Origin of the sequence: Sulfidibacter corallicola (assembly GCF_017498545.1) — a bacterium.
Classification (GTDB): domain Bacteria; phylum Acidobacteriota; class Holophagae; order Acanthopleuribacterales; family Acanthopleuribacteraceae; genus Sulfidibacter; species Sulfidibacter corallicola.
In genome coordinates, this window is the sequence record NZ_CP071793.1 from 8,729,897 (window position 1) to 8,754,707 (window position 24,811).

Here is a 24,811-nt window from a genome sequence, read left to right on the forward strand (position 1 = left end):
GGGCGCTTCCTATCCCTTGCGGACGCCCAGCGTCTGGGCTTTCTGGTAGAGGTAGGTGCGCTGGATCTCCAGGAGTTTGGCGGCTTCGGTGTAGTTGTAGTCGGTGCGCCGCAGGATGCGCTCGATGTACTCTTTCTCGCACTGCGCCCGAAATTGGCGCAGCGGCATGATTCGGTTGTTGATGTTCAGCGCCAGGAACCCGGTCTCGAGATTGCTCTCGCCGCGAATGATGTCGGAAGGCAGATCGTCGGTGTCGATGGGATCTCCGCCCAATATCACGAGCCGTTCTGCTAAGTTCTTTAATTCGCGAACATTACCTGGCCAGTGGTAGCGTTTGAGAATATCGGTGACAGCCGGGGCGACCCCTTTCTGGCGAATGCCGTTGCGGCGACAGTAGTGGGCCGTGAACCAGGTGAACAACATCGCGATGTCGTCGCCCCGCTGTCGCAGCGGTGGGATCTCCAGCGGCAGGGTGTTCAGTCGGAAATAGAGGTCTTCCCGAAAGGTGCCCTCGCCGATCAGCTCTTCGAGGCTTCGGTGGGTGGCCGCCACGATGCGGACGTCGACGCGGCGATCGCGGGTGTCGCCCAGCCTCCGCACCTGGCCGTCCTCCAGCACGCGCAACAGGCGCGCTTGCAGCCCCAACTCCATGTCGCCGATCTCGTCGAGGAACAGGGTGCCGCCGTGGGCCAGCTCGAAGAGCCCGGCCTTGTCCGTGCGGGCGTCGGTGAAGGCGCCGCGCACGTGACCGAACAGTTCGTCCTCGATCAGGTTCATCGGAATCGCGGCGCAGTTGATTTTGACGAAGGGTCCGTCCGCCCGCTTGCTGGCACGATGGACCCAATTGGCCACCAGCTCCTTGCCCGTGCCCGATTCGCCGCGAATCAGGACCCGCCCTTCGGTCGGCCCCACTTTGGCGCATTGGTCCTTCAGCCGTTTCATCGGGAGGGAATCACCGAGGAGCAGGCTTCCCTCGGAAAGGCGCGCCTCCAGTTCCACCAGTTTGCTCTTGAGCGCGTGGTGGTCCAGGCAATTCCGGACCGAGCGCAGCAGCCGCTCGCGGGAGACGGGCTTCTCGATGAAGTCGTAGACGCCCAGCCTCAGCGCCTCCACGGTTTCGCTGATCGATGCCTCGCCCGACACCACGATGGTCGGGGGTAGGCGCTGCTTCGCGTCCAATTCCCGAATGAAGTCGACGCCGCTCTTGCCGCCGAGCCGGATATCCAACAGCATCAGGTCGGGGACGCGGCCCTGCGCGAGACGCGATTCGGCCTCCTCCGCGCTGGCCACGCCGGTGGCTTCGTACCGCCCGGATTTCTGCAGGTGGAACAGCAGGTTTGCGCGGATTTTATCGTGATCTTCGACGACGAGAATTTGGGGCATGAGGGCCTCCTGGGAAGATTGTTTGGTGTGGAGCACGTGACCGGGCGTGGATTTGATTTACAACCACAGAGTCGCCGCCCAGGCCGGGGGCCGGATTGCCGGACCACCGGGTTTCAAGTGGGTAACTAATCGAAGCGAATCGTTTGGGAGTTCCCGCATTTGTGAGAGGGGCGTCGTTGCAGTAAGTTGGCCCGCCGGGCCGACATTTTTCGACGAACTCCCTGCACATCCGCCTTTTTAGGTTTTTATCTTTATCTTCGAGCTTTACAGAGTTTGTTACATAAGAGAGTCGTTGCACAGGCCTGGGGCCGGACTGCCGGTGGTCGGAATTTCGATGGTCCGGCACACTGGCCGTGCCCGCCGCACATTCGAACGCCGACTGTTCTATCGCGCCGACCCTCGACAACTCGGGTGAAACTCCTCGCATGGATTGCTTCGACAAGTTCATCGGGCCGATGAACCTACCGGGCACGACGCATCTCTTCATCGGTCGGGCACCCCGGCGACTCCGTGGTCTTTCTTGATGACTCATGTACCTTGCTCCTCCTCGGTTTGGTTGGTGGGTATGCTTTCCGCCAGAGGGAAGACCAACCGGAACTCCGTCCCCTCCGGACCGGATGCGTGCAACCGCAGATCACCTCCGTGATCCAGCATGATCTTGCGCGAAATGGCCAGGCCGAGGCCCATCCCATCGCCGGCCGGTCGGGTCGTTTGATAGGGTTCGAACAGCCGATCCGCGATCGAGCCGTCGACACCCGGCCCGTCGTCGATCACGGAGACCTGGAGATCGCCGAAGGTGACGTGAAGGTCGAAACGCACGCCGCCCCGCTCGGGCTCCATGGCCAGCGAGGCGTTGTTGCACAGGTTCACCAACACCTGGCGGATCATTTCGCGATCGAAGGCCGCGACCTGGGGCGCCACGGGGCGGTCGAAGTGCAGGCTCAGGTTGCGCCAACTGGTGGCGAAGAGATCGGCGTAATCGGCCAGATAGGCCGCCAGGTCGTGGCGTTCGAGCAGGGGTTTGCGGATCTTCCCGAACGAGGTGAACGCCTGGGTGAATCGCTTGAGCCGTTCCAACTCCTCGAGAATCGAATGGGTGGCGCGTTCCAGCTCGGCCGGCCAGGCCTCGGCCGGTTCCTCGATCAGGGTCGCCAGGCGTTCGACCTCCATCGAAGCGGCCGTCAAGGGGGTGCGCATCTCGTGGGCGTGCCGTCGCGAGGCTTCCTGCCAGGACGATAAATGTTTCAGGCTGCGCAACTGCTCCTGTTGGCGCGAGAGGAAGCGCGAGGTCTGTTCGATCTTGGTGCCGATTTCGCGGAAAATACCCGAGGCGCGGCCGTGTAGGCGAATGTCCGCCTTGCCCGACGCCAGTTCCGCGAGGGGCTGGTCCAACGCTTTCAGTTGCGTGTGGGTGTGCCTGCGCCACAGCCATTGCAGCGCCACCGAAAGAAAGAGAATCGCGGCCAGCGTGCCGCCCAACAGCATTTCCCAGTTGCGGGTCATTTCGTCGCGATTGTGTTCCAGGATCAGAAGGTTCTGCCGGAGGCGGGTCAACTCGTCGAATTTGGCGCGATAGCGTTCGGTTTCCTCCGGGTTCAGTCGCGAGAGGGTGCGTTGGTCGTCCGCGGCTTCCAAAAGGGCCGTGCGAATATCCGGATGAATGGCGAGATTCACCCAGAATCGCGAAACCTGACGCTCGAAAAACAGAAAAAGCAGGACTGCCACGCAGACCATCAACGCCATCGATAGAAATGTTCCGCGGTAAGGCAAGGGGACCTCCGTTGCGATCGTCCCGGACGGTATCGATCATCGGGTGGCCGGGATTCGGTAACGAGGAGCAAGTCGAATACCAGCCCACACACGAGCTGAAATTGTTGAAAACAAACATGTTCTTCCTGAGAAGAATTCGACGCTTCGGAAAGATCATACACTCTTTGTATGATAATTCAGACAAACAAAACAAAATTCGGAACATCGAGTCGCCAAAACCGGCGGAGTGGGGAAGCGGTAGGTGAGAGGCTCATTCCGGGCGGTGCTTCGATGCAACGGAGCTCGCTGAGGATCCGCCAAGCGGTGCCGGTCGCAGCGACGGTAGCGCGACCACGGTCCGGTAGGCGTCGTGCTTGGGCTAACCACCTGCGGGCATGAGTATTGCGAAGGCCGAGAGCGGCATCCCGTAGTCGAGTACCGGGTGCCGCCACGGCCCAGGCAATGGTGTTCCGCCGGTTCTGGCAGGGCACCGGTTGCGATGTTACAATCGTCTGCCGATCGCGACACCCACGTCGAAGTGTTGCAAATCTGGAGGTTTCCCATTGATTGCACGGATGGCATTTCGCTCGAAAGCAGAAATCCGGGAGCCCGACTCATCCTCGGCATCGTGCCGACACGCCGGCGCATCCAGGACATGGCCAAGGCTCGCGCGGCTCGGGTTCCTGCTTCTGGTGCTGAGTATCGGTTTGGTTTCGGCCTTCCCAGGAGATGATCTCCCGCCGTCGACGGCGTCAGAGGTCGATCTGTATCGAGGAGAGAAGGTATCCGGAGACCACGAGGCTTTTCAGCGCGTCGCTCGGCGATTACAGGCTGTTCGCGTGCTTCGGGCCCACTTCGATCAAACCAAGAAAATAACGGCCTTGCGGCGCCCCCTGCTGTCCAGTGGGCGGTTTCTGTTCTCGGCCGATCACGGCCTGTACTGGCACACCATCAAGCCCTTCGACAGCCTCTTTCTCGTCACCCAATCGGGGATCACCCAGCGCGAGGACGGTGAGACCACCTTGAACATCGCCGCTTCCGAGCAGCCCATCGTGCACGGTTTCACCGAGATCTTTCTCGCCCTGTTCGGGGGGGACACCTCGGCGCTGCAGCGTTCGTTCGATCTCTATTTTCAAGGGGACCAGGAGCATTGGACGCTTGGATTGAAGCCCAAGGACCGCGTCATGAAACGGCTCATCGATCACATCACCTTACGTGGTGTGGATACCGTTGCGCGCATCGATTTTCACGAGACCTCGGGTGATGTGACGCAAATCAGCTTGTCCGATGTGCAAACCGAACCGCCGCAGCTCACGGAGGCCGAACTCGACCTGTTTGGACTCCAAGAGGAGATGCCCCGACGGTGAAAACGCGCTTTTGGATTTGGAACGCGATCGTCCTCCTGCTGGTTGCGGCGCTGGTGGGCTCGATTCTGCGGGGCGTGCGCATCGAAACCAATATTTTGGCCCTGCTGCCCGCGACCGAGCAGGACCCCGTCGTGGAACAAGCGTTGCGCACCTATGCCGAGCACGTGGGGCGTACCCTGGTGGTGCTGGTTGGCCACGAACGCGAGCGGACGGCCCGGGCCGCAGCTACGTTGTTGGCGGATGAACTGGCTGGAACCGAGGGCATCGCCGAGCTGACCTTTCGGATCGACGAGGATCTGGAGCGCGCCTTTTTCGAACTATATTTTCCCTATCGCTTCGGCCTGTTGGACGGTCAGGCGCACACCTGGCTGACGGCCGCACCGCCGCAAACCGGGCGCCTGTTGCGCCGCGCCGAGCGCGCTCTGTATTCACCGCTCTCCAGCGCCTGGTCGCGTCTCCTGGAAGACGATCCGCTGTTGTTTCTGCCCCATTTCTGGCAGGCATTGCCGCGTCCGCCAGGTTCGTTCACACTGGACGACGGCTTGCTGCGCGGCACTCACGAAGGCAGAACCTACTACCTCATGACGGCCAATTTGGACGGCAGCGCCTTTTCACGCAGGATCCAGCAGGATGTATCGGGTGCGCTCGACGACCTGCGCCGGCGCGTGACCTCCGAACACCCGGGTAGCGACATCCTGGCCACGGGGGTCGTGCTCTACGCAGCCGATGGCGCCGCATCCGCAGAATCCGAGGTGTCCACCATCGGCGTCGGCTCGCTATTGGGCGTCGTGCTTTTGGTCTTGTTGATCTTCCGTTCGGGTCGCCCCATTTTGTTGTCCCTGCTGCCGATCGCGGTGGGGCTGCTGACCGCCTTTGTCGCCTGTTTCGCCGTATTCGGCGAGATTCACATGCTGACGCTGGGTTTCGGTGCCAGCCTGATCGGCATTTGCATCGATTATTCGTTCCACTTTTTCGCCGAACAACTGACCGCGGAAGATCCCTGGACGCCGGCCAAGGGGTTGCGCCACATCTTTCCCGGGATCACCTTGGGCGCGGTCACCAGCGTCTTGGGCTATCTGGGGCTCTTTGTGGCACCCTTTCCCGGCCTGCGCCAAATGGCGCTTTTCTCGTCGGTCGGCCTGATCGCCGCCTACCTCACGGTCGTGTGTTGGTTCCCCGCGATGGCGTCGCCACAACCGGGTTTCCGCCGCCCCTGGCTGTGGTACCGCTGTCGAGACTTCCTGGATGGCTGGCAGCGATTGCGCGGCCGCCGGGGTCCGAGGGTGCTTCTCGTGGCGCTGGTACCTGTCGCGTTGATCGCCTCCTTTTCCCTCACGCCGAACGACGACATTCGCATCCTGCAACAGCCTTCCTCGGCGTTGCGGCACCAGGAAGGGGTGATTCGCACGCTGAGTGGCGGGGTCGACACCAGCCGATTCTTGGTCGTGCGCGGTGCGACGCCCGAAGAAGTCCTGCAACGCGAGGAAACCCTGCAACCGGATTTACAACGGCTGGTGGCCGAGGGTGCCCTGGGTCACGCCCAGGGGATCACCACCCGGGTGCCTTCCGCGCGACGTCAAAACGAGAACCTGGATCTCCTGCGGCAAGCCCTGTTTGCCGGGGAAGGGGAGCCGGAGGCGATCACGCCACTGGCGGCGTTCACCGAGCGCATGGGTTTCGACCCGGCGGTGGCCGACGGTGTGAAGCACGCCCTTTTCACCCGGGAACCCGAGCTTCTGACGGTGGAGGCATGGCTGGCGAGCCCGGCATCCAAGGCGATGCGGCACCTTTGGCTGGGAGAGATCGAGGATGCCCACGCCGCCGTGGTGTTCTTGAGCGATGTGCACGATGACGCGGCGCTGGCGAAGCTGGAGGCCCGCCGCGAAGGGGTCGCCTACGTGGACAAGGTGCGCGATACCAACAACTTGTTCCAGCGATACCGGGTCCTGGCCACACGGCTGGTGACCCTTTCCTACGTGGCGATCTGGCTCCTGTTGATGTGGCGCTACGGTCTGGCCTACGGATCCCGGGTCATGTTGCCGCCGGTATTGGCCGCGTTGGCGACGTTGGCGATCATGGCGATCGCGGGCAAGACCCTCAACCTGTTTGGGGTTCTGGCCTTGTTGCTGGTGCTGGGCATCGGCGTCGACTACACCATCTTTTTCGCCGAATCCAGAAAGGAACACACCACGACCATGATGGCCATCTTCCTGTCCGCCTGCACGACCGTGCTTTCCTTCGGGCTCCTGGCCCTGAGCCGCACGCCGGTATTGCACCTGTTCGGTTGGGTGGTATGGTGCGGGATCATGTGGGCGTTGCTGTTGGCGCCACTCGCGGGAGGTCGGAAATCACCATGAACGCCTCACGAGGAAGGTACCGATCGGAACGACTGGATCTCGCGTGGCGCTTGGTGATCCTGGCGTTTTGGCTTCTGTGCCTGTCGGGGTGCGCCGTCAAGCGCGACACCTCCGCGCGCGTACGTCTCGATCGAGGTGCCAAGATCGATTTGTCCACCTTCGAAGGATTCGGCGAACCCTTTGCCGGCCTGCAGCGGATGGTCATCCAACCGAACTCTGGCGATCCGTTCCGCATGCAGTTGGCGGTGGAGGTGGAGGGAGACCGACATGCCCTGGTGGGGCTGACCCCAATCGGCAATCGCGCCTTTTCCATCGTTTTGGAAGAAGGCCGGCTGCGGTACGAAGCGTTGCCCTTCTTTCGGTTACCGGTACCGGCCCGCGAGCTGTTGGGCTGTTGGGTGTTGGCGCATTACCCCGAAGAAGCGCTGCGTGCCGAAGCCCTATCCGCGAAGTGGACACTGGAGACGTTGGCGGAGGAGGGACGCGAGTTGCGTCGCTTCGCCGATCGACACGGGGTGGTGTTGGAGATCCGGATCCAGGGCGACCCACCCGAGCGGTCGCGTGTGCGGGTGATTCACTATCGAAAGGGTTACCGAATCGACTTCACGTCGCGCTGATTCCCGGGTGTGCCAAAGCGCCGGTGCGAAGAACCCGAATGGGTGTCAGAGACATCGAAGCAATGTTTGGAGAAGAAGTGGGTTACGCTCAAGAGCGAAGCCGAATATCTCCCTCGCGGCGCACCATCGACGTCGGAACCTTCACAGTTCTCGCATCGCGAGAGGGGCGGGCCGGCACATCGAAGTGACACGAGTCGGGAGTCCCCGCATTGCGAGAGGGGCGTTTGGCCGGTAGGTTGGCCCGCTGGGCCGACGCGTCGAAGCAATCCAAGCAACAGAAATCAATTGCGCCAAAGAGCGAAGCCGATTTTCTCCCCTGTACCACCGAAGTCGTAACGTCCAGGGTCCCCGCATCCGGAGAGGGGCGTCAGGCCTGTAGGTGGAGCAGCCTGCTCCACCAATCGAAGCAACACCAGAAACAGCAGCAGGTTATGCCCAAAAGCGAAGCCCCGAACCTCCCTGAGCCCTCACCCACGAAGTCATCAATCTCCGCAGCTTAAGAGATTCGTCGCGCCGTTAAAATCCGGGCTGCGTAAGCTGGCTGCTCCACCAATCGAAGCAAGGTCTGGAGCAGGGGGGCTACTTCAAAGAGCAAAACCAATTGGGCCCCTGACAGAATCCGCCATCCCTGACGGGCCCAACCGGCTCTGCACCACGCCTCTCCATGGAGTCGGGAATTTCGCAACCCGGCGACTTCGGTGGCAAATCCTTCAGCGAAACACACTGCTTCGCTCCTGAACATTGCACTTCATCGCGGGTTGCATCGCTTTGATTGGTCGGGCACGGCCGGTATGGCTGGCGGCCCAACCTACGGGCCCGACGCCCCTCCCGCGATGCGGGTACTTTGAACTTGGCGACTTCGGATCGGGGGCGCGAGGGAGATTTCGGGCTTCGCTCTTTGGCTCAATTGATTGTCATTGCTTGAGTTGCTTCGATTGGTTCACCAAGCTGGTGAACCTACAGGCCCGACGCCCCTCCCGCGATGCGGGTACTTTGAACTTGGCGACTTCGGATCGGGGGCGTGAGGGAGATTTCGGGCTTCGCTCTTTGGCTCAATTGATTGTCATTGCTTGAGTTGCTTCGATTGGTTCACCAAGCTGGTGAACCTACAGGCCTTACGACCCCAATTGGATGCGGGTGCTTTGGACTTCTCGACTTTCGATTGGGGTCGTGAGTGAAATGATCGGCTACGCTCTTTGGCGCAATTGATTGCTGTTGCTTGAGTTGCTTCGACGCGTCGGCCCAGCGGGCCAACCTACAGGCCAGACGCCGCTCTCCGGATGCGGGAACCCTGGACGTTACGACTTCGGAGGCACAGGGAGGGGGAGAAAATCGGCTTCGCTCTTTGGCGCAATTGATTGCTGTTGCTTGGATTGCTTCGACGCGTCGGGCTGGCAGCCCAACCTACGGGCCAGACGCCCCGCTCCGGATGCGGGAACCCTGGACGTTACGGCTTCGATGGTGCAGCGGGAAAGAGGCCTTACGCCGCTCTCCGGATGCGGGAACCCTGGACGGTTCGATTTCGGTGGCACAGGGAGAGGGAGAAAATCGGCTACGCTCTTTGGCATGACCCCCTGCCGTTTATTACGTCACTTCGATTGGTCGGGCTGGCAGCCCAACCTACGGGCCAGACGCCCCGCTCCGGATGCGGGAACCCTGGACGTTACGGCTTCGATGGTGCAGCGGGAAAGAGGCCTTACGCCGCTCTCCGGATGCGGGAACCCTTGACGTTACGGCTTCGATGGTGCAGCGGGAATGAGGCCAGACGCCGCTCTCCCGCTGCGGGAACCGCTTCGCTGGCGCGTGGCGAGGTTGGCAACCGACCTGATCCTAAAAAGCCCCGAACCGAGGTCCGGGGCTGGGTCCTCAACGACAATTGCTGTTGATGTAGGTGACCAAGCTCAGGATGTTTTCGTCCGGCCAGTCGCTGGCGAGCAGCATCAACCCCTCACTGCAGCCGGCACTGGGATCCAATTGGCGGATCCAGTCGCGAATCAACGCCTGATCCGCCAGATCCATCTGCTCGAACGGCCGCATCCGGTTCCCGAACTGCGGGCTCCCGCAATTGACTTTCTCGAACAGGTAGCTGCGGTCCGCTCGGCCAGGAGTTACCAGCGTCAATCCCGGTACGAAGGAACTGGGCTGCTCGACCAGGTTGTCGAAGCTGTTCGTCAACAGGTTCAGGCCGCCGTTGTTGCTGCCCGAGGCATCGTGGCAACCCGTGCAGTTGTTGCTCCAGATGGGCTGGATTTGGGAGGCGTAGTCGATGTTGGGCGTCTCCGCGATGCCGTCCAGATCGTCGCAGGTCGCACCGCCAGAATACTGCCCGATGGTGTAGTCGATGGGGTGGGCCTGATTGCTGGTGATCGACGCGTCGTGGGTCTGGGAGGGGTAGGTTCCCGTATTGGTGTCGCCCACCAGGTCGAAGAAAAAGGTCGCGTTGCCCGAACCGCTCGGCACGGCGATGTGGTAGTAACCCAACCCGTCGGTGGTGCGCCGGTGCGCCACGCCCGTGGGCGTCCCGACCAGCAAGTCGCGCCCTCCTGGCAGGGCCAGCGGCGACTGGGCGTCGCCCCGCGCGGTGCCGATGTCGATCACGGCCGGTTCACCTCGTGGCGTGAGGGCGCGCCCCGTGATCATCGTGTCGGAAAGGTAGAAATCGAGGGTCGCCGCGAACCCGCGAACGGTGGGCTGAACCGGAATCCCGATCCAGGCCGGATGGAAGCTGTCCGAACTAGGCTCCCCGGCGCTGACGACGAGGCCGTCACCCAGGAGTGATACATCGTGCGTGGTGTCGATGATTCCACCGGCTGCGATCGCCACCCGGTTCGCGTCGGGTCCGGTCCCGCCCGTGACCGGAGCGGGGGTGACGCCGTCCGTTTGGTAAAAACGAAGCTCGGTGGCCTCCGCAATGCCGTTTCCGTTCAGGTTGCGGCCGTCGAAAATGGTGCCGTCGAGCGTGATCGACGCGACTTGGTAGGCCAGCACCTCCGCCTCGGCCGTGTCCTTGAGCCCCGTGTTGCTGGTCACCTCGAGCGTCGCCTGATACCGGCCAGGCTGGGTGTAGGTGTGGCTGGGGTTCTGGGAGGACGATTGGTTGCCGTCACCGAAATCCCAGGACCAGTCCGTGATCGAACCGCCGCTGACCGTGGATTGGTCGGAGAATTGGACGTTCAGCGGGACCACGCCCGTGGCGGGGCTCGGATTGGTCGTGAAGTCCGCGTCCGGCGGCGTGCCCGCGATGAAACGCACCCGGCGCAGGGCGTAAAACCCGCCCAGGGCCTCGTCGACGCCCGTGTCGCTCAAGTACAGCCAGCCGTCCGGTCCGAACTGGAGGTCGACCGCGACCACGTCGTCCACGAAAGGGCCGCCGCCATCGATGGGAATCTCCACCAACGTGTCCAGGTCGGCACCGGTCAGGCTCCAGCGAAAGAGACGCGGCGGATTCGGCCACCAGTTGCCGGTGTACAGGACCGGGCCATCGGGTGCGAAGGGGCCGCCGTCGGCGATCGCGATCCCTACCTGGGAAGGTGGACGGGCCGCCATCACGCGGTGGTTGGGATCCGGCGGATCCAGAAAGCCACCATTGTCGCCGGCGGCGCTCCAAGCCCCGTTGGAGCCCATCTTGACCCAGGACAGGCGGTCGGTCGAGTTGCCGTTTTCCGAATTGTACAGGACGTCTTCGGCCGGTGTGCCGGGGTGGAAGGTGACCCGGAACGGGTTGCGAAAACCCACGGCCCAGACGCGAGAGCGGATGCTGTTGGCGTTGCCGTCGTAGAAGGGGTTCGAGGCGATGCCGCCACCGTCCACCTTGTTGACGCGCAAGATCTTGCCTTCGTAGAAATCCGGGTGCTGGACGTTGGGCGTATCGTCGGTTTCTCCCAGGTTGTTGTCGTCGCCCAGGGCGATGTAGATGAACGCGGGTTCGTTGGGGTGAAACTGGATGTCGCCCCCATTGTGGAAGGTGTGCACCTTGGGCAGGCTATCGAGGATCACGGTCTCGGAGCCCGGCGACATCGCCGTGTGCGAGGCATTGGCCGTGATGCGTGTCAGCCGCTCGTCGTTGTTGGTGGTATAGAACAAATAGATGTGACGGGTCTGATCGTATTCGGGATCGACCGCCATTCCCAGCAATCCGCTTTCCTGGGTGGCGTCGATCTGGGACCGCAGGTCGGCGAACGTCGTGGGATCGTTGAACCCACCCGACCCGTCCGGTGTGAACAGCAGGATCACGCCGCGCTTTTCACAAACCAACATGCTTCCGTTGGGGAGAAATTCGATACTGATCATGCCGTTGCCGAAGTGAATCGCGTCGACGACGAAGTTCGGATCGGAAACGGTCTGAGCCCTGACGACGGTGGTCAGGTCGAGCGCGATCCAGAGGATCACCGCCCATACCTTCGCCGTGCTCCCGCGACCAAATAATAATGTCATTGTGTTCTCCATATCATGCTCTGGCCGGATTCCCGGATCGTTGGATCTGATGGGGATGATCCCGGGTTCCGACACCATGGGGTTTTCCTGCAACTGATACTGACGTAGCGCTAGTTCCGAAAATGTCGGCATCGATTCGAGTACTGGGGGGTATGTGTCATTTGGACTGAAAATGATGCAAACATAGCGAGAATTTAGGGGCGAGGGTAGAGAAAAAAACGACTTCTTGGTGAGGAACTGGTGGAAACCTGAAGGAAATGTGATCCCGCCAACGAAAAATGCCGCGACGGGCGTGCGCGGCATTCGGTTTTGGTATGGGTTCCGGCGGAACCCGAACCCCTTCCTTTCGAAGGTTGGTTTGCACGGATTCGCGGTGGCTCGGGCCCAATCCTTGCGCCTTCCAAACGATCTGCCTTGGGATGATGAAAGGGTTCGGGGCGACGTCCACCCGGCTCAGGAACGCCAGGCCTCGTTCACCTTGGCGATCAGCAGGGCATCTTCCTCCGGGAAAACCGCCGAAAGATTCAGGACGAACCGGTCGTCGTGAATCAGGCCCAGAACCCCTGGCTCCCCCAGACGAAGGCGGCGCGCAAAGGCCGTTTTCTTGGGGAAGCGCGCCGTGAGCGAAAGGGTCGGTCGCCGTTCCTGGGGGAGACTTCCGCCACCGACGAAGCCAAAGTCCTCGACCAGGGACCAATCGCCGTTCAGACGGTCGCGGATCACGCGAGCGCGCGCCTTCAAATCCTCCGGAGCGACCGTGGCCAAACGCGAAAGGGGGAGAGGCACGCCCGCCGCCAGATCGCGCAAATGATGGCAAACGATGGAGATCGTCAACTTGTCGGCCCGCACCAGACGCATCATCGGATGCTTGCGCAGACGTTGAATCCACGCGGCTTTGCCCAGCACGATACCGGCCTGAATGCCGCCCAGTAGCTTGTCACCGGAGAACATCAGGACATCCGGCCCCGCGGCCAGGGACGCCTCGATGGTCGGTTCGGGAACGGCGGGGAAGGTCAGCGCCTCGCTCAGGCCGCTGCCCAGATCCAGGACGACGGGGAGACCGTGCTCGCGGCCCAGCGCCACCAAGGCCGCCAGATCCGTTTCTTCCGTGAACCCCTCGATGCGGTAATTGGAGGGATGGGTCTTCAACAGGCAACCCGTACCCGAACCGATGGCCCGGGCGTAATCGGTCGCCCTTGTCTTGTTGGTGGTGCCCACTTCGCGCAGGATCGTGCCCGCGAAGCTCATTATCTCCGGCAGACGAAAACTACCGCCGATTTCGATCAACTCACCGCGGCTGACGACGGTCTCCCTGCCGCTCGCCAGTGCGGCCAACGCAAGGCACACCGCCGACGCCGCGTTGTTGACCAGCGTGGCGTCTTCCACATCCCACAGGGTCCGCGCCAGTGCCGCGAAGTGGCGATCGCGATGGCCGCGTTTGCCCGAGTCTCGATCGAGTTCCAAGTCGGTGTATCCGGCCACCTCTTCCAGCGCGGATCGAACCGTTTCGCGACGCAAGGGGGCTCGCCCCAGGTTGGTGTGCAGCAGGATGCCGGTGGCGTTGATCATCGGACGGGGGCCGGGACGGGTCACGGGTGCGAGCACTTCGCGGATCAGGTCGGCGGTCGTTTGTGGCCGAGGCGTCTCGCGCATCCGGGCGGCCACCATGCGGGCCAGGCGCGTGACCAGCCGTTCGTTTTGGCATTGGGCGCCCAGATGGCCCGCCACCTCTTCCTTCAGCCGGTTGATACTCGGAATGGTCGATCGGGGATCGGGGGCCGCGTCGTGCTCTTTCATTGACAGTCCATTTGGCCGAGACTTATACCTTTACATGACATGAGGGCTTCCGCGAAGGGGAGAATCGCCGGCCCTTACCACCGTGGTTTTGGTGCGGAACGGGTTGGGTGAGCGGAACCCAAGCGGGGACGGACACCGGCCGGGCCGCCTCGTCGTAAGAAGGGACGCGCCCGCAAGATCAACGCAAAAAAGCGCTCGTTTTAGGGTATAGTGGAATTGGGGTCGAATATGGTCTTGCTCATCGCATTTGTCGCCTTTTTGGTAGCAGCTACTTATATCATCAATTCTACCAACCCGGAAAAGCGGAAGTACAAAAGTTTCAGTGGTGGCGGCGACAACCCCTTTCGCGGCCGCTATACCAAGCCACCCAAGCGGACGAGCAATAAAACGATCGACAAGGGTTCGATGATTCGCTGTCACAATTGTGCGTGTTTCTTCCCCGAGACACGGGTTGTCAACGAAGTGGTCGAGGGCCATATCCTGGAATTTTGTTCCGAATCCTGTCGCCACAATTTTCACCTGCCGCGCCAATGAAGGCACGGCCCCGAACGCCGACGCGGAACCCATCGGTTCCGGCCGTTGCAAAGCGTCCCCAAAGCGCGTAGAAAGAGGCTGGGGGAGAGGCGTTTCGCCCGTCACCGCACGTCAGCGGTGCCATCAGTTCGAAAGACGAGGAGTTCACATCATGGAAAAACGAAGGATCGTGGTCGGATTGTCCGGCGGAGTCGACTCGGCGGTGGCGGCCCTGCGGCTCAAGGAGCAGGGTCACGACGTCGTCGGCATTTTCATGAAGAACTGGGAGGATGACGACGAAGGCTGCACCGCCGAGGACGATCATCGCGATGCGCGGCTGGTGGCCGATACGGTCGGCATCCCGTTCTACACCTTCAACTTCGTCAAGGAATACTGGGACCACGTCTTCCAGCATTTCCTCCAGGAATACGGCCGGGGTTACACGCCCAACCCGGACATCCTCTGCAACAAGGAAATCAAGTTCAAGTGCTTTCTGGAGAAGGCCTTGGAGCTGGATGCGGACTGCATCGCCACCGGCCATTACGCGCGCGTGCGTTTCCACGACGGCCATTACCAGTTGCTCAAGGGCGTGGATCCCAACAAGGACCAGTCCTACTTCCTCTACACCCTGGGCCAACGCGCCCTGAGCAAGGCCGTGTTTCCGCTCGGCGAGCTGCACAAGACGCAGGTTCGCGAGTTGGCCAAATCGGCCGGGTTACCCAACTGGGACCGCAAGGATTCTACCGGTATCTGCTTCATCGGCGAGCGCAAGTTCAAGGACTTTCTCCAGGGCTACCTGGGCACCAAGCCCGGCGACATCGAGGATCCGGCGGGCAACGTCGTGGGCCGTCACGACGGCCTGATGTACCACACCATCGGCCAACGCCAGGGCCTGGGCATCGGCGGCCCCGGCGATCCCTGGTACGTGGTGGGCAAGGATACCGACCGCAATGTGTTGTTGGCGGCCCAAGGCAAGAACCACCCGCTGCTGTTCGCGCCGGCCCTGTCGATGAGCAGCCTCACCACCTGCAGCGAGCGACCTCTTGCGTTGCCGCACCGGTGCGCCGCCAAGATTCGCTATCGTCAACAGGATCAGGCGTGTACGCTGGTCGCCGGGGCCGGCGAGGGCCAGTGGAACCTGGTGTTCGACGAGCCCCAGCGCGCCGTCTCGCCCAAACAGTCGGCGGTGCTGTACGACGGCGATGTCTGTTTGGGCGGCGGCATCATCGACCAACCGCTGGCCGAGGTGCCGGCCGAGCTGGCGGAACGGGTCGAACGGGTGCCCACACGCTGAGAAACGCGCTTTCGCCGATTTGCTATTTACCTCAAAAAGAGCTTGTTATCTCGTTGCCATTCTTGGTATTCTGCTTGGGTGCGTCGTAGCGAAAGCGCGCCGTACTTTCCAGCATCATGCTGCAAGTTGAAATTAGAAAGGGTGTGACACCTTATGCCAATTGTTGTTTTGCAAGGTCATGAGACCATTGATGAGATCGTCAAACAGTTCAAACGCAAGTGTGAACGTTCCGGTCTGTTTTCCGAAATCAAGAAGAGAAAACATTTCGTGAAGCCTTCCGAGGTTCGTCGTAAAGAGAAGCTCGAAGCCAGAAAGAAGATTCTGAAGAAGCTTCGCAAAGAGCGTCAACGCATGAAGTATTACAACTAAGACGATCTCCCTGGAGCCGATTTCCATGATCGCTCCAGCTTGCGCAACAAGGCGTGTCCAACGAGAGGCGGTAGGAAACTACCGCCTTTTCCATATATGCGGCCGGGGACGCCCCAGTCACCGACTTTGCCCTTGACTCCTCCGCTATATGGCTTTAAGGTTTGCTGGATGGATTTTCGGATCGGCCGGGCGTGGTTCGTCCGCGTTTTTCTCCGGGCCGACGCCGCCACAATCCGGTTCGCCGAGCGAGATCCTCGCAACGCAACCGACAAGGGAGTCTGACCAGACCATGTGGTACTTTTTTTCTCTGTTGTTGACTGTTTCGCCTGTCATTTTGGGCCTGGGCGCCGTCGTGGGCCATTTCGTGGCCGATGAGTTTTACGAATATCCGCTTTACGACAATTACGAAGACTGAATGCGACCGAGCCGGCCTGTTTCGGGTCGGTGAAACAGATCATTTGGCGAGGTTTTCCCGCCCGAAAGCACCTTTGAGCCAAAGGTGCTTTTTCATTTTTCGGCCCGAGATCTGTCTCTTTCGGCGCAGATGCCGTAGAACCATTGTGACGCTGTTCCGAGCCCTTTCCCTTTGAAACGAGGTGTTGCGTGATCGAAGCCGAGCTGATCGGTAATCGGTGGGCCCTGACCAAACCGGGTCGGCTATATCTTCTCGCGATCCTTTTGACCTTTCTGATCAGCTACCTGGTGAACCACAACCTGCTGTTCATGCTGGCCAGCACCTTTCTCGCGCTTTTTCTGTACAACCTGGCCATGTTGAAGGTCCAGTTCAACAAGTTTCGTTTCCACATCAAGAACCCTCCCGAACTTTTCGCCCGGCGTATCGGCACCTTCGAGATCCACATCGAAAACGCGAACCGCCTGTTGCCCGTGACCCATGCCTCGATTCAGGTGGAAGTGGAGGGCTTCGACGAACCGCTGACCGCACCGTTGGCCCAACTCAGGCCCGGCCGGGAGGCGGCACTCACCTTTTCCCTGGAGCCCGAAAAGCGCGGTTGGTTGGTTCTCAAATCGGTGGTCGCCGAGTCGGCCAACCCCTTCGGCCTGGTCTCCCGCAAGCAGGTTTTCAAGTTGGAGCAGCGGCTGTTGGTGTTTCCCGAAGTGTTGGACCACGTGCCCGAATTGGTGAGTGCCGAGGACACCCAACGCGGATTCGTATCGCAGCAGACCGGGGACTATCAGTACCTGGCGCCCTATCAGCCCGGTGACGACGTGCGCATGATCCACTGGAAGAAGTCGACCCTCTCCGTTCGACCGGTCATCAAGAAGGACCTGGTGCGCATGCGGACCGCCGATCCGCGCGTGTTCTTTCCGGATACCTGCAACCACTTCGAACAGGCGATCAAGGTCCTGACCACTTGGGTCCTGCGCTACGAAGGGTTCGAGGAATGGGCCGTGTACACGACCGAGGGATTGAAATTGCCGAACCATCGCGATCAGATGCTGACGATCCTGGCCCTGATCCAGCCGGTCTCCTCGGCCGGTGCCGTCGAGCTTCAGCGCCGCGGTTATCGGCTGTTGTTCGCCTCCCACATCCCAGCCTAATCTCTTCGTGATAATTGATTTGGTCGAATTTTGGTAAACACCCTGAAAAAATAATGGATAACTTATTCGACCAGGTCTGCGGAGTAGCCCGGGAATAGGATATACTGTCCATCTGGATCGCGTTTGCGATTCGCGGTCTTCGTCCTGTCTCGCTAGGCGTTTTCTTCCACTGGGGAGTGCTCATGTTCGCCAATCGGTCCATTCGTTGGAAAGTCCTCACTCTGGTCGCATCGGTTTTTTTGGTTGTCACGGCCGCCACCAGTTGGCTCTCCATCCGCGATCAGAGCAAGTACGTTTTAGAGAATGCGGAAAAACACGTGGATGACTTGGCGGATGGTTATTTCGACGCCTTGAACACCATGATGCTCACCGGCACCATCGCCAGGCGCGACATATTGCAGCGGAAGATGCTGGCGAATCCCGAAGTGATCGGTGTCCGGACCATTCGCAGCGACGCCCTCAACAAGCAGTTCCCTGCCCAAAACGAGCACGAATCGGCCCAGGACGACTACGATCTGCGCGCCCTGGATGGGGAAGTGGTATCGATCCTCCACGAAGAAGAGATCGGGCGCGTGATCACGATGATCAAACCGGCGATCGCCAAGAGTGAGATCGAGGGCGAGGCGGTGGCCTGTACCTCGTGTCACCTGGTCCCCGACGGCACGGTTCTGGGCGCGGTTCGCATCGATTTTTCGCTGGCCGAGCGCGATCAGGCCACCCGCGGTCACGTGATTCGCGGCATCGTGGTGGACCTGCTCCTGTTGACGCTCGGGTTGCTGTTCCTGGCGGTGGCGCTCAACCGCATGATCTTGATTCCGCTGAAGCGCATGCGCTCCGTGGTCGGGAAAATTGCGGACGGCGATTTGACGCCCCGGCTCGAGGTCAAGGCCAACGACGAGATGGGTCAAATGGCCCGCTGGCTCAACAATTTCGTGCACGGCTTGGGCCAGGGGATCTCCGGTATCCAACGCGATGCCCTGATGCTGGCCGACAGCGCCGACGATCTGGTCAAGGTTTCCCGGGGCTTCTCCGAGGGCGCGGCCGTGGTCGACCAGCAGGTTCGCGAGGTGGCCAAGGCCACGTCGGACATGGGGCGTCGGTTGGACACCGTGGCCCAGTCCACGGGTGAAATCAACGGCTCGCTGCATACGGTGTCCAGTTCCTCTCACCAGGTGACCGAGAACATGAAGCACGCCGACGGAGCGGTGCGCGAAACCGACGACCGGCTTTCGTCGCTGGCGGTGGCGTCCGGGGAGATGTCGGACACCATCGGCCAGATTTCCCAAAACGCGGGGCTCGCTTTGGACGTTTCGCAGCGAGCGGTGGATTCCGCCTCGCGTGCCCAAGTCCAGATCCAACATCTCAGCGCCGCGACCCACGAGATCGATTCGGTCATCGCTGCCATCGAGGAAATCGCCGAGGTCACCCAGACACTGGCCTTGAATGCCACGATCGAGGCGGCACGGGCCGGCCTGGCCGGGCGTGGTTTCTCGGTGGTGGCCGCCGAAGTGCGCGAGCTGGCGAAAGAAACCAACGCAGCCACGGCCCGCATTCAGCAATGTGTGACCGACATGGGCAAATCGACCCGAATCGCGGTCACCGAAATACAGAACATCAACGCCGTCATCGGCGAGGTCAACCAGCGCATGAATCAAATCGCCACCGCGGTCGACCAACAGAATCAGACCACCCGCCAGAACGCCGACGACATTCAATTGGCCTCGTCGCACATGAACCAGGTGACGGACAGTGTCGGCCAGGCCTCGCGCGAGATGAACCGCATCGCCGAGAACCTGACCCGCATGGTGGACCGAACCGAACGGGTCTCGGGCAACGTGGGCAAGATGGCCAAGGGTACCAAGGCGATCACGGGCAATATGGACCGCATGGCGGAAACCAGTAGCGGCAGCCGCACGGATGCCGATCGCCTGCGCGAATCGGCGGGCGAAATGGCGAAGATGGCGGCCAGCCTGCAGTCGCTGGTGGCCAAGTACCGCGTACCCGAGGAACAGAACTAACCGCGGCGAGCCGATCGGCTCGCCGAGGTATCAGGTATCAGGTTGCCATGCGGGGAGTGCCGGGATCCACACTTCGCGGGATGATCGCTGGCAGCCTGCTCGTTCCAGCCAAACCACCGCTCACCCGGCGATCTTGCGCATCAACGCCTCCACCGGTCCCCGCTTGAACCGCAGACGCCAGAGGTGCGACGCCACCACCGCCACCGCGAAGAAACCCAGGGTCCACCAGAAGGCGTCGAAAATCGTGCCCTGGCCGATCAGGCCCAGTTCCTCCTGGGCACCCATGCCGATCACCACATGGGCCACGTACAGCGTCAGCGCAAGCTGGCCGGTGTGTACCAGCGCCCGTTTCCACAACGCCTGCGGGAACCGCTCGCCGAGCCACACGCTGAGGCAGATGACGACCGTGGCCGTGCCGCTCGCCGCCAACAGGTAGAACGGCATCGGCGGGATGATCTCGGTGCCCAACAAGGCCTGGACCAGCTCCAGCTCGACCCCGCTCAAGCCTTTGCCGAAGGTCCTCACCAGCACCAGCGATCCACCTTCGACGACCACCGCGACCAAGGCGCCGACCAGCATGATCCTGCGACGCAGGGCCGCATCGAGCAGGTCCTGCCGCCCCAGCCAGATACCGTAGAGCAGGAAGGCGGCCCATGGAATCACCGGGTGAAACCCGTTGAAAAACAGATGCTTGAACAATCCCTTGGCGGTCCAGAAGTTTTGATAGGTCAAGGTGGTCCAGTCCCAATCGCCGAAATAGTCCAGGGGGAACAACAGAATCGCGAAAGACAGCGAGAGTGCCGTGATGGCGGCGAACAGGGTCGCGCTCGATGCGCGGATCAAGAGCACACCCAGGGTCATGTAGAGGCCGTAGAAGTGGAGAATGTCGGCCGGCCACAAAGGGGTATACAGCATGCCGCCGACGAAGAGAAACAGAGCCCGTCGCAGAAGGGTGATCCTGGCCCGGCCGAGGTCCGTCGGCTCTCGACTGGCCCGGGCCCGTGCGGTCATGAGGCTCATTCCGACACCCGCCAGAATGACGAAGGTCGCCGCCGCGCGTCCCTCGAACAACGAGGCGAATCCGGTCAGCCAGACGCAGGCGTTGGATCCCTGGGCCACCAGCACCACCTTGTAATTGACCAGAATCATACCGAGCACGGCTAGGGCTCGCGCCACATCGTAGCCCTCGATGCGGCGCTTGGCGGGTCTGCTTGGGTGTACCGGGTCGAGGGGGGAATCGGGCATTTCGAGAGCGGGGGCGGAGGCAGGGGGTTCCGAAGGGGAGTGGCTCATGAAGGCTCCAATCGAATGGGGCGTTTGACGAACGATGGGATCGAATCGAGGGGGGATGGACGCATACGTAACCTGGGTACGTGCAGTAAGTTGCTTCCACCCACCACATCCCTTGAAAAACGAGGGGTCCACTTCACGCGCCTTCTCCTGGTAACGACGGCCAGGAGTGATCGTGCAGAATGGTAACAAGGTGGAAGATACTTAAATATCACGATTTGTGTGTTGGGTCACCGCCCGTGGGGGCGAATGCTTATTCATTAACTGGAAATGGGGTACAATGCTCCACTTTTCCGGGCGCACGCGCCCAATCCCCGTTTTCCGGTTCGATCTCGTGGAGGAATCACCATGGCCTGGCCCCGGCCGCGATCCTTGCTGCACCTGCTTCTCGCCGCCTTCGTGTTCGTGACGTTGCCCTTGTTGACCGCGATCTATCAGGCGGGCCTGTCCTTCGACGATTTGACCCACCAGAGCCGCAACATGGTGTTCACCGGCATTCAGGCGACCCGCCTCAGCCAGCGCTCGCGTGAATTGTTGTTGGACATGGAGCGCCGGGCACGCCAGTACCACATACTCGGGAAGGCCGATCTACTCGCGCTCTATCGCGCCGATCACACCGAGTTCCTCGGTGTCCTGACCCAATTGCGGAGCCTGCTGCGCCAGGCCGACCAACAACGGCGACTGAACGACCTGCGAGACGGTGCCGAGGCAGTCGTGGCGACCTTGGCGGGCGAACCCTTCGACAGCGAGGTGGTTCGCAAGAGCATCGAGCGGTTTTCGCGAATGGGCGATCTGGCCGCCGTCACCGCCGAGGACAGTGGCGCGCTCGTCGATGCGGAGTTGAACTCCCTGCAGGCGGCGGTCGAGCGTACCCAGAACACCCTCGTTTTCCGCTCCCTGGCCCTGGTTCCCGTAACGTTACTGTTGATTTCGTTGTTCACGTTCCTGATCAACCGCCCCATTCACCAGTTGGATCAAGCGATTCGTCGGCTCGGCACCGGCCATTTCGATCGCTCCATCGCCGTGGCCGGCCCGCGCGACTTGGAATTCCTGGGCGAGCGCCTGGATTGGTTGCGTCTGCGCCTCAACAGCCTGGAGCAGGAGAAGAATCAATTCCTGCGGCGCATGTCTCACGAGCTCAAGACGCCGCTGTCCAGCCTGCGCGAGGGCGCCGAGCTGCTGGCCGACCGGGTGGCGGGCCCCCTGTCGCCGGAGCAGACGGAAGTGGTGGACATTTTGGACGCCAACAGCCGCAACCTCCAAAAGCTGATAGAGAACCTGCTGGATTTCAACTTGATTCAAAAGGGTGCCCAGCTCCAGGTGGCGTCGCTGGATCTCAGCGAATTGGTTGCCGAGGTCGTGGCCGGACACCGACTCACCGCAACCAGCAAGCTGTTGCGCTTCCAGCTTCCCGAGCAGGCCTTGGACCTCGAGGGCGATCGCGCCAAACTGCGGACGGCTCTGGACAACCTGATTTCCAACGCGGTCAGCTTCTCGCCCCAGGGAGGATGGATCCGGATCACCGGGAGCAAGGATTCCCAAGGGGTGGCGCTGGAAGTGGCCGACCAGGGACCCGGTATTCCGGAAGCTGAAAGAGGCAAGGTGTTCGACCCCTTTTTCCAAGGGAGTACGCCGCGCAAGGGCCATCTCAAAGGCTCCGGAATTGGCCTCTCCATTGCTCGAGAATGCGTCTTGGCGCATGGTGGAAAGCTTGATATCGTCGACCGTGCTTCGGGCGCTTGCTTTCGTTTGGAGCTTCCGTTTCACCCATTCAAGGAACACGCATGAAGTGGATCGCTACTTGTACGCTGCTGATCGGCCTCGTGGGTTGCTGTCCCCGTCGCGAGGCGGCCTCCCTGCCGGAGCAGGTCGCCCCCCCGGAACCCGTCGCCGAAGACTGGTGTGACGACGCCTTCGCGCCACTGGCTTCGATGCCTGCCGATCCCCACGCGACCCACCCGGACGACTTTCTACCTTTGGACGATTGGGTGGCCTTTGCGGGACGCGCCGCCGCCATGGGCGAACGGGAACGCAAGGTGGCGCTCTTGGATGCGAAGGCGGCCTTGAAAATGGAAGATCACTTCGAGAACCGGCTTCGTCTGGTGGTTCTGGCGGGCATGCTGCCTTCGGCGCGCAACTGGCAGACGGTTCGCCAAAACCTCGATCTGCTCGGCGAGGATCCCTGCCTGCCGGAACAGCTACGGCCCTGGCTGCAGGTTCTCGAAACGCGCGCGCGCCAATCGCAGAACCTGCACAACGAATTACAGCGCCTGCGTCGCTCCCGCGACGAAATGCGACGCCAACAGGCCGACCTCGAGAAGAAGATCGAGGCCTTGTCGCGCATCGAAACCGAGATGAGCCGCCAGCAGACGCCGGTGGAGGAAAAGGAGCAGGTGCCGTGACGGAAACGACGCAACAACGAATTCTCCTGGTGGACGACGATCCCAGCCTGTTGCGCCTGTTGTCGTTGCGCCTGAAGTCCGAGGGGTTTCGGGCGGAAACCGCGGCGTCGGGTCGCGAAGCGCTGTCGTGCTTCCAGACCGCGCACCCGGATCTGGTGATCACGGACCTGCGCATGGACGAAATGGACGGCTTGTCCCTGGTGGCCAAAATCCACCAAATGGCGCCGACCGTGCCGATCATCATGATCACCGCCCACGGCACTATTCCGGACGCGGTGGCGGCAACTCGGCAGGGCGTGTTCAGCTTCCTGACAAAGCCCATCGACAAGAAGAAACTGCTCCAGGATATCCGTCAGGCGCTGAGTTATTCGGGCCGCAGCCAGCCAGCGAGCGGCGAGGCGGAAGAAACCACCATCATCACCCGCAACGGCGCCATGCACGAGTTGTTGGCCCAAGCCAGGCAGGTGGCGCAATCGGACGTGAACATCCTGATTCAGGGGCAGAGCGGTACCGGTAAGGAACTGCTCGCGAAAGTGGTTCACGACGCCAGCCCCGTGAAGGCAGGACCCTTCGTGGCGGTGAATTGCGGTGCCGTGCCCGAGAACCTGCTGGAATCCGAGCTGTTCGGTCACGAAAAAGGCGCCTTCACGGGTGCCATCCACCGCAAGCTGGGCCTGTTTCAAACGGCCCACGGCGGCACGCTGTTTTTGGACGAAATCGGCGATATGCCGCTTGCGCTTCAGGTCAAGCTGCTGCGGGTCCTCCAGGAGCGAACGCTGCGCCCGCTGGGCAGCACGCGCGATATTCCGATCGAGGTGCGCGTGCTGTCGGCCACCCATCGCGATTTGGAAAAAGCGATCGAGGAGGAACGGTTCCGCGAGGACCTGTTCTACCGGCTGAACGTCGTCTGCCTGCGGATCCCGTCCCTGGCCGAGCGGCGCGAGGACATTCCGCTGCTGGCGAACCATTTCCTGAAACGCGCCGTGACGCGGACGAACAAGGATGTGACCGCGTTTGCGCCGGACGCGATGGACCTGCTGGTGGCGGCCTCGTGGCCCGGCAACGTGCGTCAGTTGGAAAACGTGGTGGAGCGTACCGTGGCCCTGACCGCCTCGCCGGTCATCGCCTTGCCATTGGTGGAACAGGCCCTGCGCGACAAGGCGCCGCAGTTGCCCACCTTCGCGGAAGCGCGGCAGAAGTTCGAGCGGGAATACCTGGCCCAGTTGCTTCAAATCACCAACGGCAACGTGTCCCAGGCCGCCAAGCTGGCCAAGCGAAATCGGACCGAGTTCTACAAGCTGCTCGCCAAGAACGATTTGGATCACACGCAATTCCAAAGGGATTGAGGGCGTAGCGTTTGGCCGAAATCAGCGGCATTCGAGGGCGTCTCTTCACCACCGAGGTCACTGAGTTCGCGGAGATTGTGTAGGTGCTTTCGCTGGGGGTTTTCTTCGATAGGGAAGGGGATGAACGAAGAAAAGCCCGTGAGTCGACTGACCCACGGGCCTTGGATTGGCGTGCGCTCTTAACGGAGTAGATGGATCTGAGGCGTGGAATCATCAGATCCGCTAAAAGCGACGAAAAAATGGGCCACCCACCCGGAGGGTGAGTGGCTTCACGGTGCAAAACGGTGGATGGGGCGGAGCCCATCCGTTCATTGT

Annotated in this window: 17 protein-coding genes; 12 read left to right on the top strand and 5 right to left on the bottom strand. The window is 61.4% G+C overall.

What is annotated here, in order from left to right; translation table 11 throughout:
* Nucleotides 1-9 precede the first annotated feature (9 nt).
* Together J3U87_RS26540 and J3U87_RS26545 are read right to left on the bottom strand one after the other, a co-directional pair.
* Nucleotides 10-1,383: a sigma-54-dependent transcriptional regulator gene (locus tag J3U87_RS26540; protein ID WP_237378810.1), complete on the bottom strand. Its 1,374-nt coding sequence runs from the start codon at nt 1,381-1,383 to the stop codon at nt 10-12.
* Nucleotides 1,384-1,911: 528 nt separating this feature from the next.
* A complete protein-coding gene (locus J3U87_RS26545) occupies nt 1,912-3,153 on the bottom strand; it encodes a sensor histidine kinase (RefSeq protein WP_237378811.1) in 1,242 nt (413 codons plus the stop codon).
* Nucleotides 3,154-3,707: 554 nt separating this feature from the next.
* Between J3U87_RS26545 and J3U87_RS26550 the strand changes: the two genes are divergently transcribed.
* Genes J3U87_RS26550 through J3U87_RS26560 form a run of 3 tightly spaced genes read left to right on the top strand, consistent with a single transcriptional unit; the run spans nt 3,708 to nt 7,473 of the window.
* Nucleotides 3,708-4,499, top strand: coding sequence for an outer membrane lipoprotein carrier protein LolA (locus tag J3U87_RS26550; RefSeq protein ID WP_272932523.1), 792 nt, complete (start codon nt 3,708-3,710; stop codon nt 4,497-4,499).
* The gene (locus tag J3U87_RS26555; protein WP_237378813.1) at nt 4,496-6,856 is read left to right on the top strand and encodes an MMPL family transporter; all 2,361 of its coding nucleotides are present in this window, start codon (nt 4,496-4,498) and stop codon (nt 6,854-6,856) included. The genes J3U87_RS26550 and J3U87_RS26555 overlap by 4 nt, the downstream gene beginning before the upstream one ends.
* Entirely contained in the window at nt 6,853-7,473 is a 621-nt protein-coding gene (locus J3U87_RS26560) for a DUF3261 domain-containing protein (RefSeq protein WP_237378814.1), read from the top strand. The genes J3U87_RS26555 and J3U87_RS26560 overlap by 4 nt, the downstream gene beginning before the upstream one ends.
* A gap of 1,866 nt (nt 7,474-9,339) precedes the next feature.
* Here the strand turns inward: J3U87_RS26560 and J3U87_RS26565 are convergent.
* Both J3U87_RS26565 and selA read right to left on the bottom strand, forming a co-directional pair.
* Nucleotides 9,340-11,907, bottom strand: a complete 2,568-nt coding sequence (locus tag J3U87_RS26565) for a PQQ-dependent sugar dehydrogenase (RefSeq protein WP_237378815.1) — start codon at nt 11,905-11,907, stop codon at nt 9,340-9,342.
* Nucleotides 11,908-12,360: 453 nt separating this feature from the next.
* Nucleotides 12,361-13,704, bottom strand: a complete 1,344-nt coding sequence (gene selA / locus J3U87_RS26570) for an L-seryl-tRNA(Sec) selenium transferase (protein WP_237378816.1) — start codon at nt 13,702-13,704, stop codon at nt 12,361-12,363.
* A 228-nt stretch (nt 13,705-13,932) separates the two neighbouring features.
* Here selA and J3U87_RS26575 point away from each other — a divergent pair, with 228 nt between their 5' ends.
* From J3U87_RS26575 to J3U87_RS26595, 6 genes are all read left to right on the top strand, one after another.
* Complete coding sequence (locus J3U87_RS26575; RefSeq protein WP_237378817.1) at nt 13,933-14,238, top strand: hypothetical protein; 306 nt, start codon at nt 13,933-13,935, stop codon at nt 14,236-14,238.
* A complete protein-coding gene (mnmA, locus tag J3U87_RS26580; protein ID WP_272932424.1) occupies nt 14,129-15,511 on the top strand; it encodes a tRNA 2-thiouridine(34) synthase MnmA in 1,383 nt (460 codons plus the stop codon). The genes J3U87_RS26575 and mnmA overlap by 110 nt, the downstream gene beginning before the upstream one ends.
* A 153-nt stretch (nt 15,512-15,664) precedes the next feature.
* Nucleotides 15,665-15,880 (top strand): 30S ribosomal protein S21, encoded by a 216-nt coding sequence (gene rpsU, locus J3U87_RS26585; protein WP_237378819.1) that lies wholly within the window; start codon nt 15,665-15,667, stop codon nt 15,878-15,880.
* Between the two features lie 289 nt (nt 15,881-16,169).
* The gene (locus J3U87_RS35055; RefSeq protein ID WP_272932425.1) at nt 16,170-16,295 is read left to right on the top strand and encodes a hypothetical protein; all 126 of its coding nucleotides are present in this window, start codon (nt 16,170-16,172) and stop codon (nt 16,293-16,295) included.
* A gap of 188 nt (nt 16,296-16,483) precedes the next feature.
* Nucleotides 16,484-17,440 carry a DUF58 domain-containing protein gene (locus J3U87_RS26590; RefSeq protein WP_237378820.1) on the top strand — a complete coding sequence of 319 codons (957 nt, stop codon included), beginning with the start codon at nt 16,484-16,486 and terminating at the stop codon, nt 17,438-17,440.
* A 182-nt stretch (nt 17,441-17,622) separates the two neighbouring features.
* Nucleotides 17,623-19,458: a methyl-accepting chemotaxis protein gene (locus tag J3U87_RS26595; RefSeq protein WP_237378821.1), complete on the top strand. Its 1,836-nt coding sequence runs from the start codon at nt 17,623-17,625 to the stop codon at nt 19,456-19,458.
* A gap of 120 nt (nt 19,459-19,578) precedes the next feature.
* On the opposite strand, the gene J3U87_RS26600 is transcribed toward J3U87_RS26595, so the two are convergent.
* Nucleotides 19,579-20,751 (bottom strand): DUF418 domain-containing protein, encoded by a 1,173-nt coding sequence (locus J3U87_RS26600; protein WP_237378822.1) that lies wholly within the window; start codon nt 20,749-20,751, stop codon nt 19,579-19,581.
* Between the two features lie 345 nt (nt 20,752-21,096).
* Here J3U87_RS26600 and J3U87_RS26605 point away from each other — a divergent pair, with 345 nt between their 5' ends.
* From J3U87_RS26605 to J3U87_RS26615, 3 genes are read left to right on the top strand one after another with little or no spacing between them, the layout of a single operon-like run.
* Entirely contained in the window at nt 21,097-22,536 is a 1,440-nt protein-coding gene (locus tag J3U87_RS26605; protein ID WP_237378823.1) for a sensor histidine kinase, read from the top strand.
* On the top strand, nt 22,533-23,150 hold the full coding sequence (locus J3U87_RS26610; RefSeq protein ID WP_237378824.1) for a hypothetical protein: 618 nt from the start codon (nt 22,533-22,535) through the stop codon (nt 23,148-23,150). The genes J3U87_RS26605 and J3U87_RS26610 overlap by 4 nt, the downstream gene beginning before the upstream one ends.
* Entirely contained in the window at nt 23,147-24,496 is a 1,350-nt protein-coding gene (locus tag J3U87_RS26615) for a sigma 54-interacting transcriptional regulator (RefSeq protein WP_237378825.1), read from the top strand. Before J3U87_RS26610 ends, J3U87_RS26615 begins: the two co-directional genes overlap by 4 nt.
* Nucleotides 24,497-24,811: the final 315 nt, after the last annotated feature.

Bases quoted from the DNA above. Each gene is read 5' to 3' on its own strand.
- J3U87_RS26605 (WP_237378823.1), top strand. From the start codon at position 21,097: ATGGCCTGGCCCCGGCCGCGATCCTTGCTGCACCTGCTTCTCGCCGCC.
- J3U87_RS26550 (WP_272932523.1), top strand. From the start codon at position 3,708: ATGGCATTTCGCTCGAAAGCAGAAATCCGGGAGCCCGACTCATCCTCG.
- J3U87_RS26540 (WP_237378810.1), bottom strand. From the start codon at position 1,383: ATGCCCCAAATTCTCGTCGTCGAAGATCACGATAAAATCCGCGCAAAC.
- J3U87_RS26560 (WP_237378814.1), top strand. From the start codon at position 6,853: ATGAACGCCTCACGAGGAAGGTACCGATCGGAACGACTGGATCTCGCG.
- rpsU (WP_237378819.1), top strand. From the start codon at position 15,665: ATGCCAATTGTTGTTTTGCAAGGTCATGAGACCATTGATGAGATCGTC.
- J3U87_RS26575 (WP_237378817.1), top strand. From the start codon at position 13,933: ATGGTCTTGCTCATCGCATTTGTCGCCTTTTTGGTAGCAGCTACTTAT.
- J3U87_RS26610 (WP_237378824.1), top strand. From the start codon at position 22,533: ATGAAGTGGATCGCTACTTGTACGCTGCTGATCGGCCTCGTGGGTTGC.
- J3U87_RS26595 (WP_237378821.1), top strand. From the start codon at position 17,623: ATGTTCGCCAATCGGTCCATTCGTTGGAAAGTCCTCACTCTGGTCGCA.
- J3U87_RS26565 (WP_237378815.1), bottom strand. From the start codon at position 11,907: ATGACATTATTATTTGGTCGCGGGAGCACGGCGAAGGTATGGGCGGTG.
- J3U87_RS26600 (WP_237378822.1), bottom strand. From the start codon at position 20,751: ATGAGCCACTCCCCTTCGGAACCCCCTGCCTCCGCCCCCGCTCTCGAA.
- J3U87_RS35055 (WP_272932425.1), top strand. From the start codon at position 16,170: ATGTGGTACTTTTTTTCTCTGTTGTTGACTGTTTCGCCTGTCATTTTG.
- selA (WP_237378816.1), bottom strand. From the start codon at position 13,704: ATGAAAGAGCACGACGCGGCCCCCGATCCCCGATCGACCATTCCGAGT.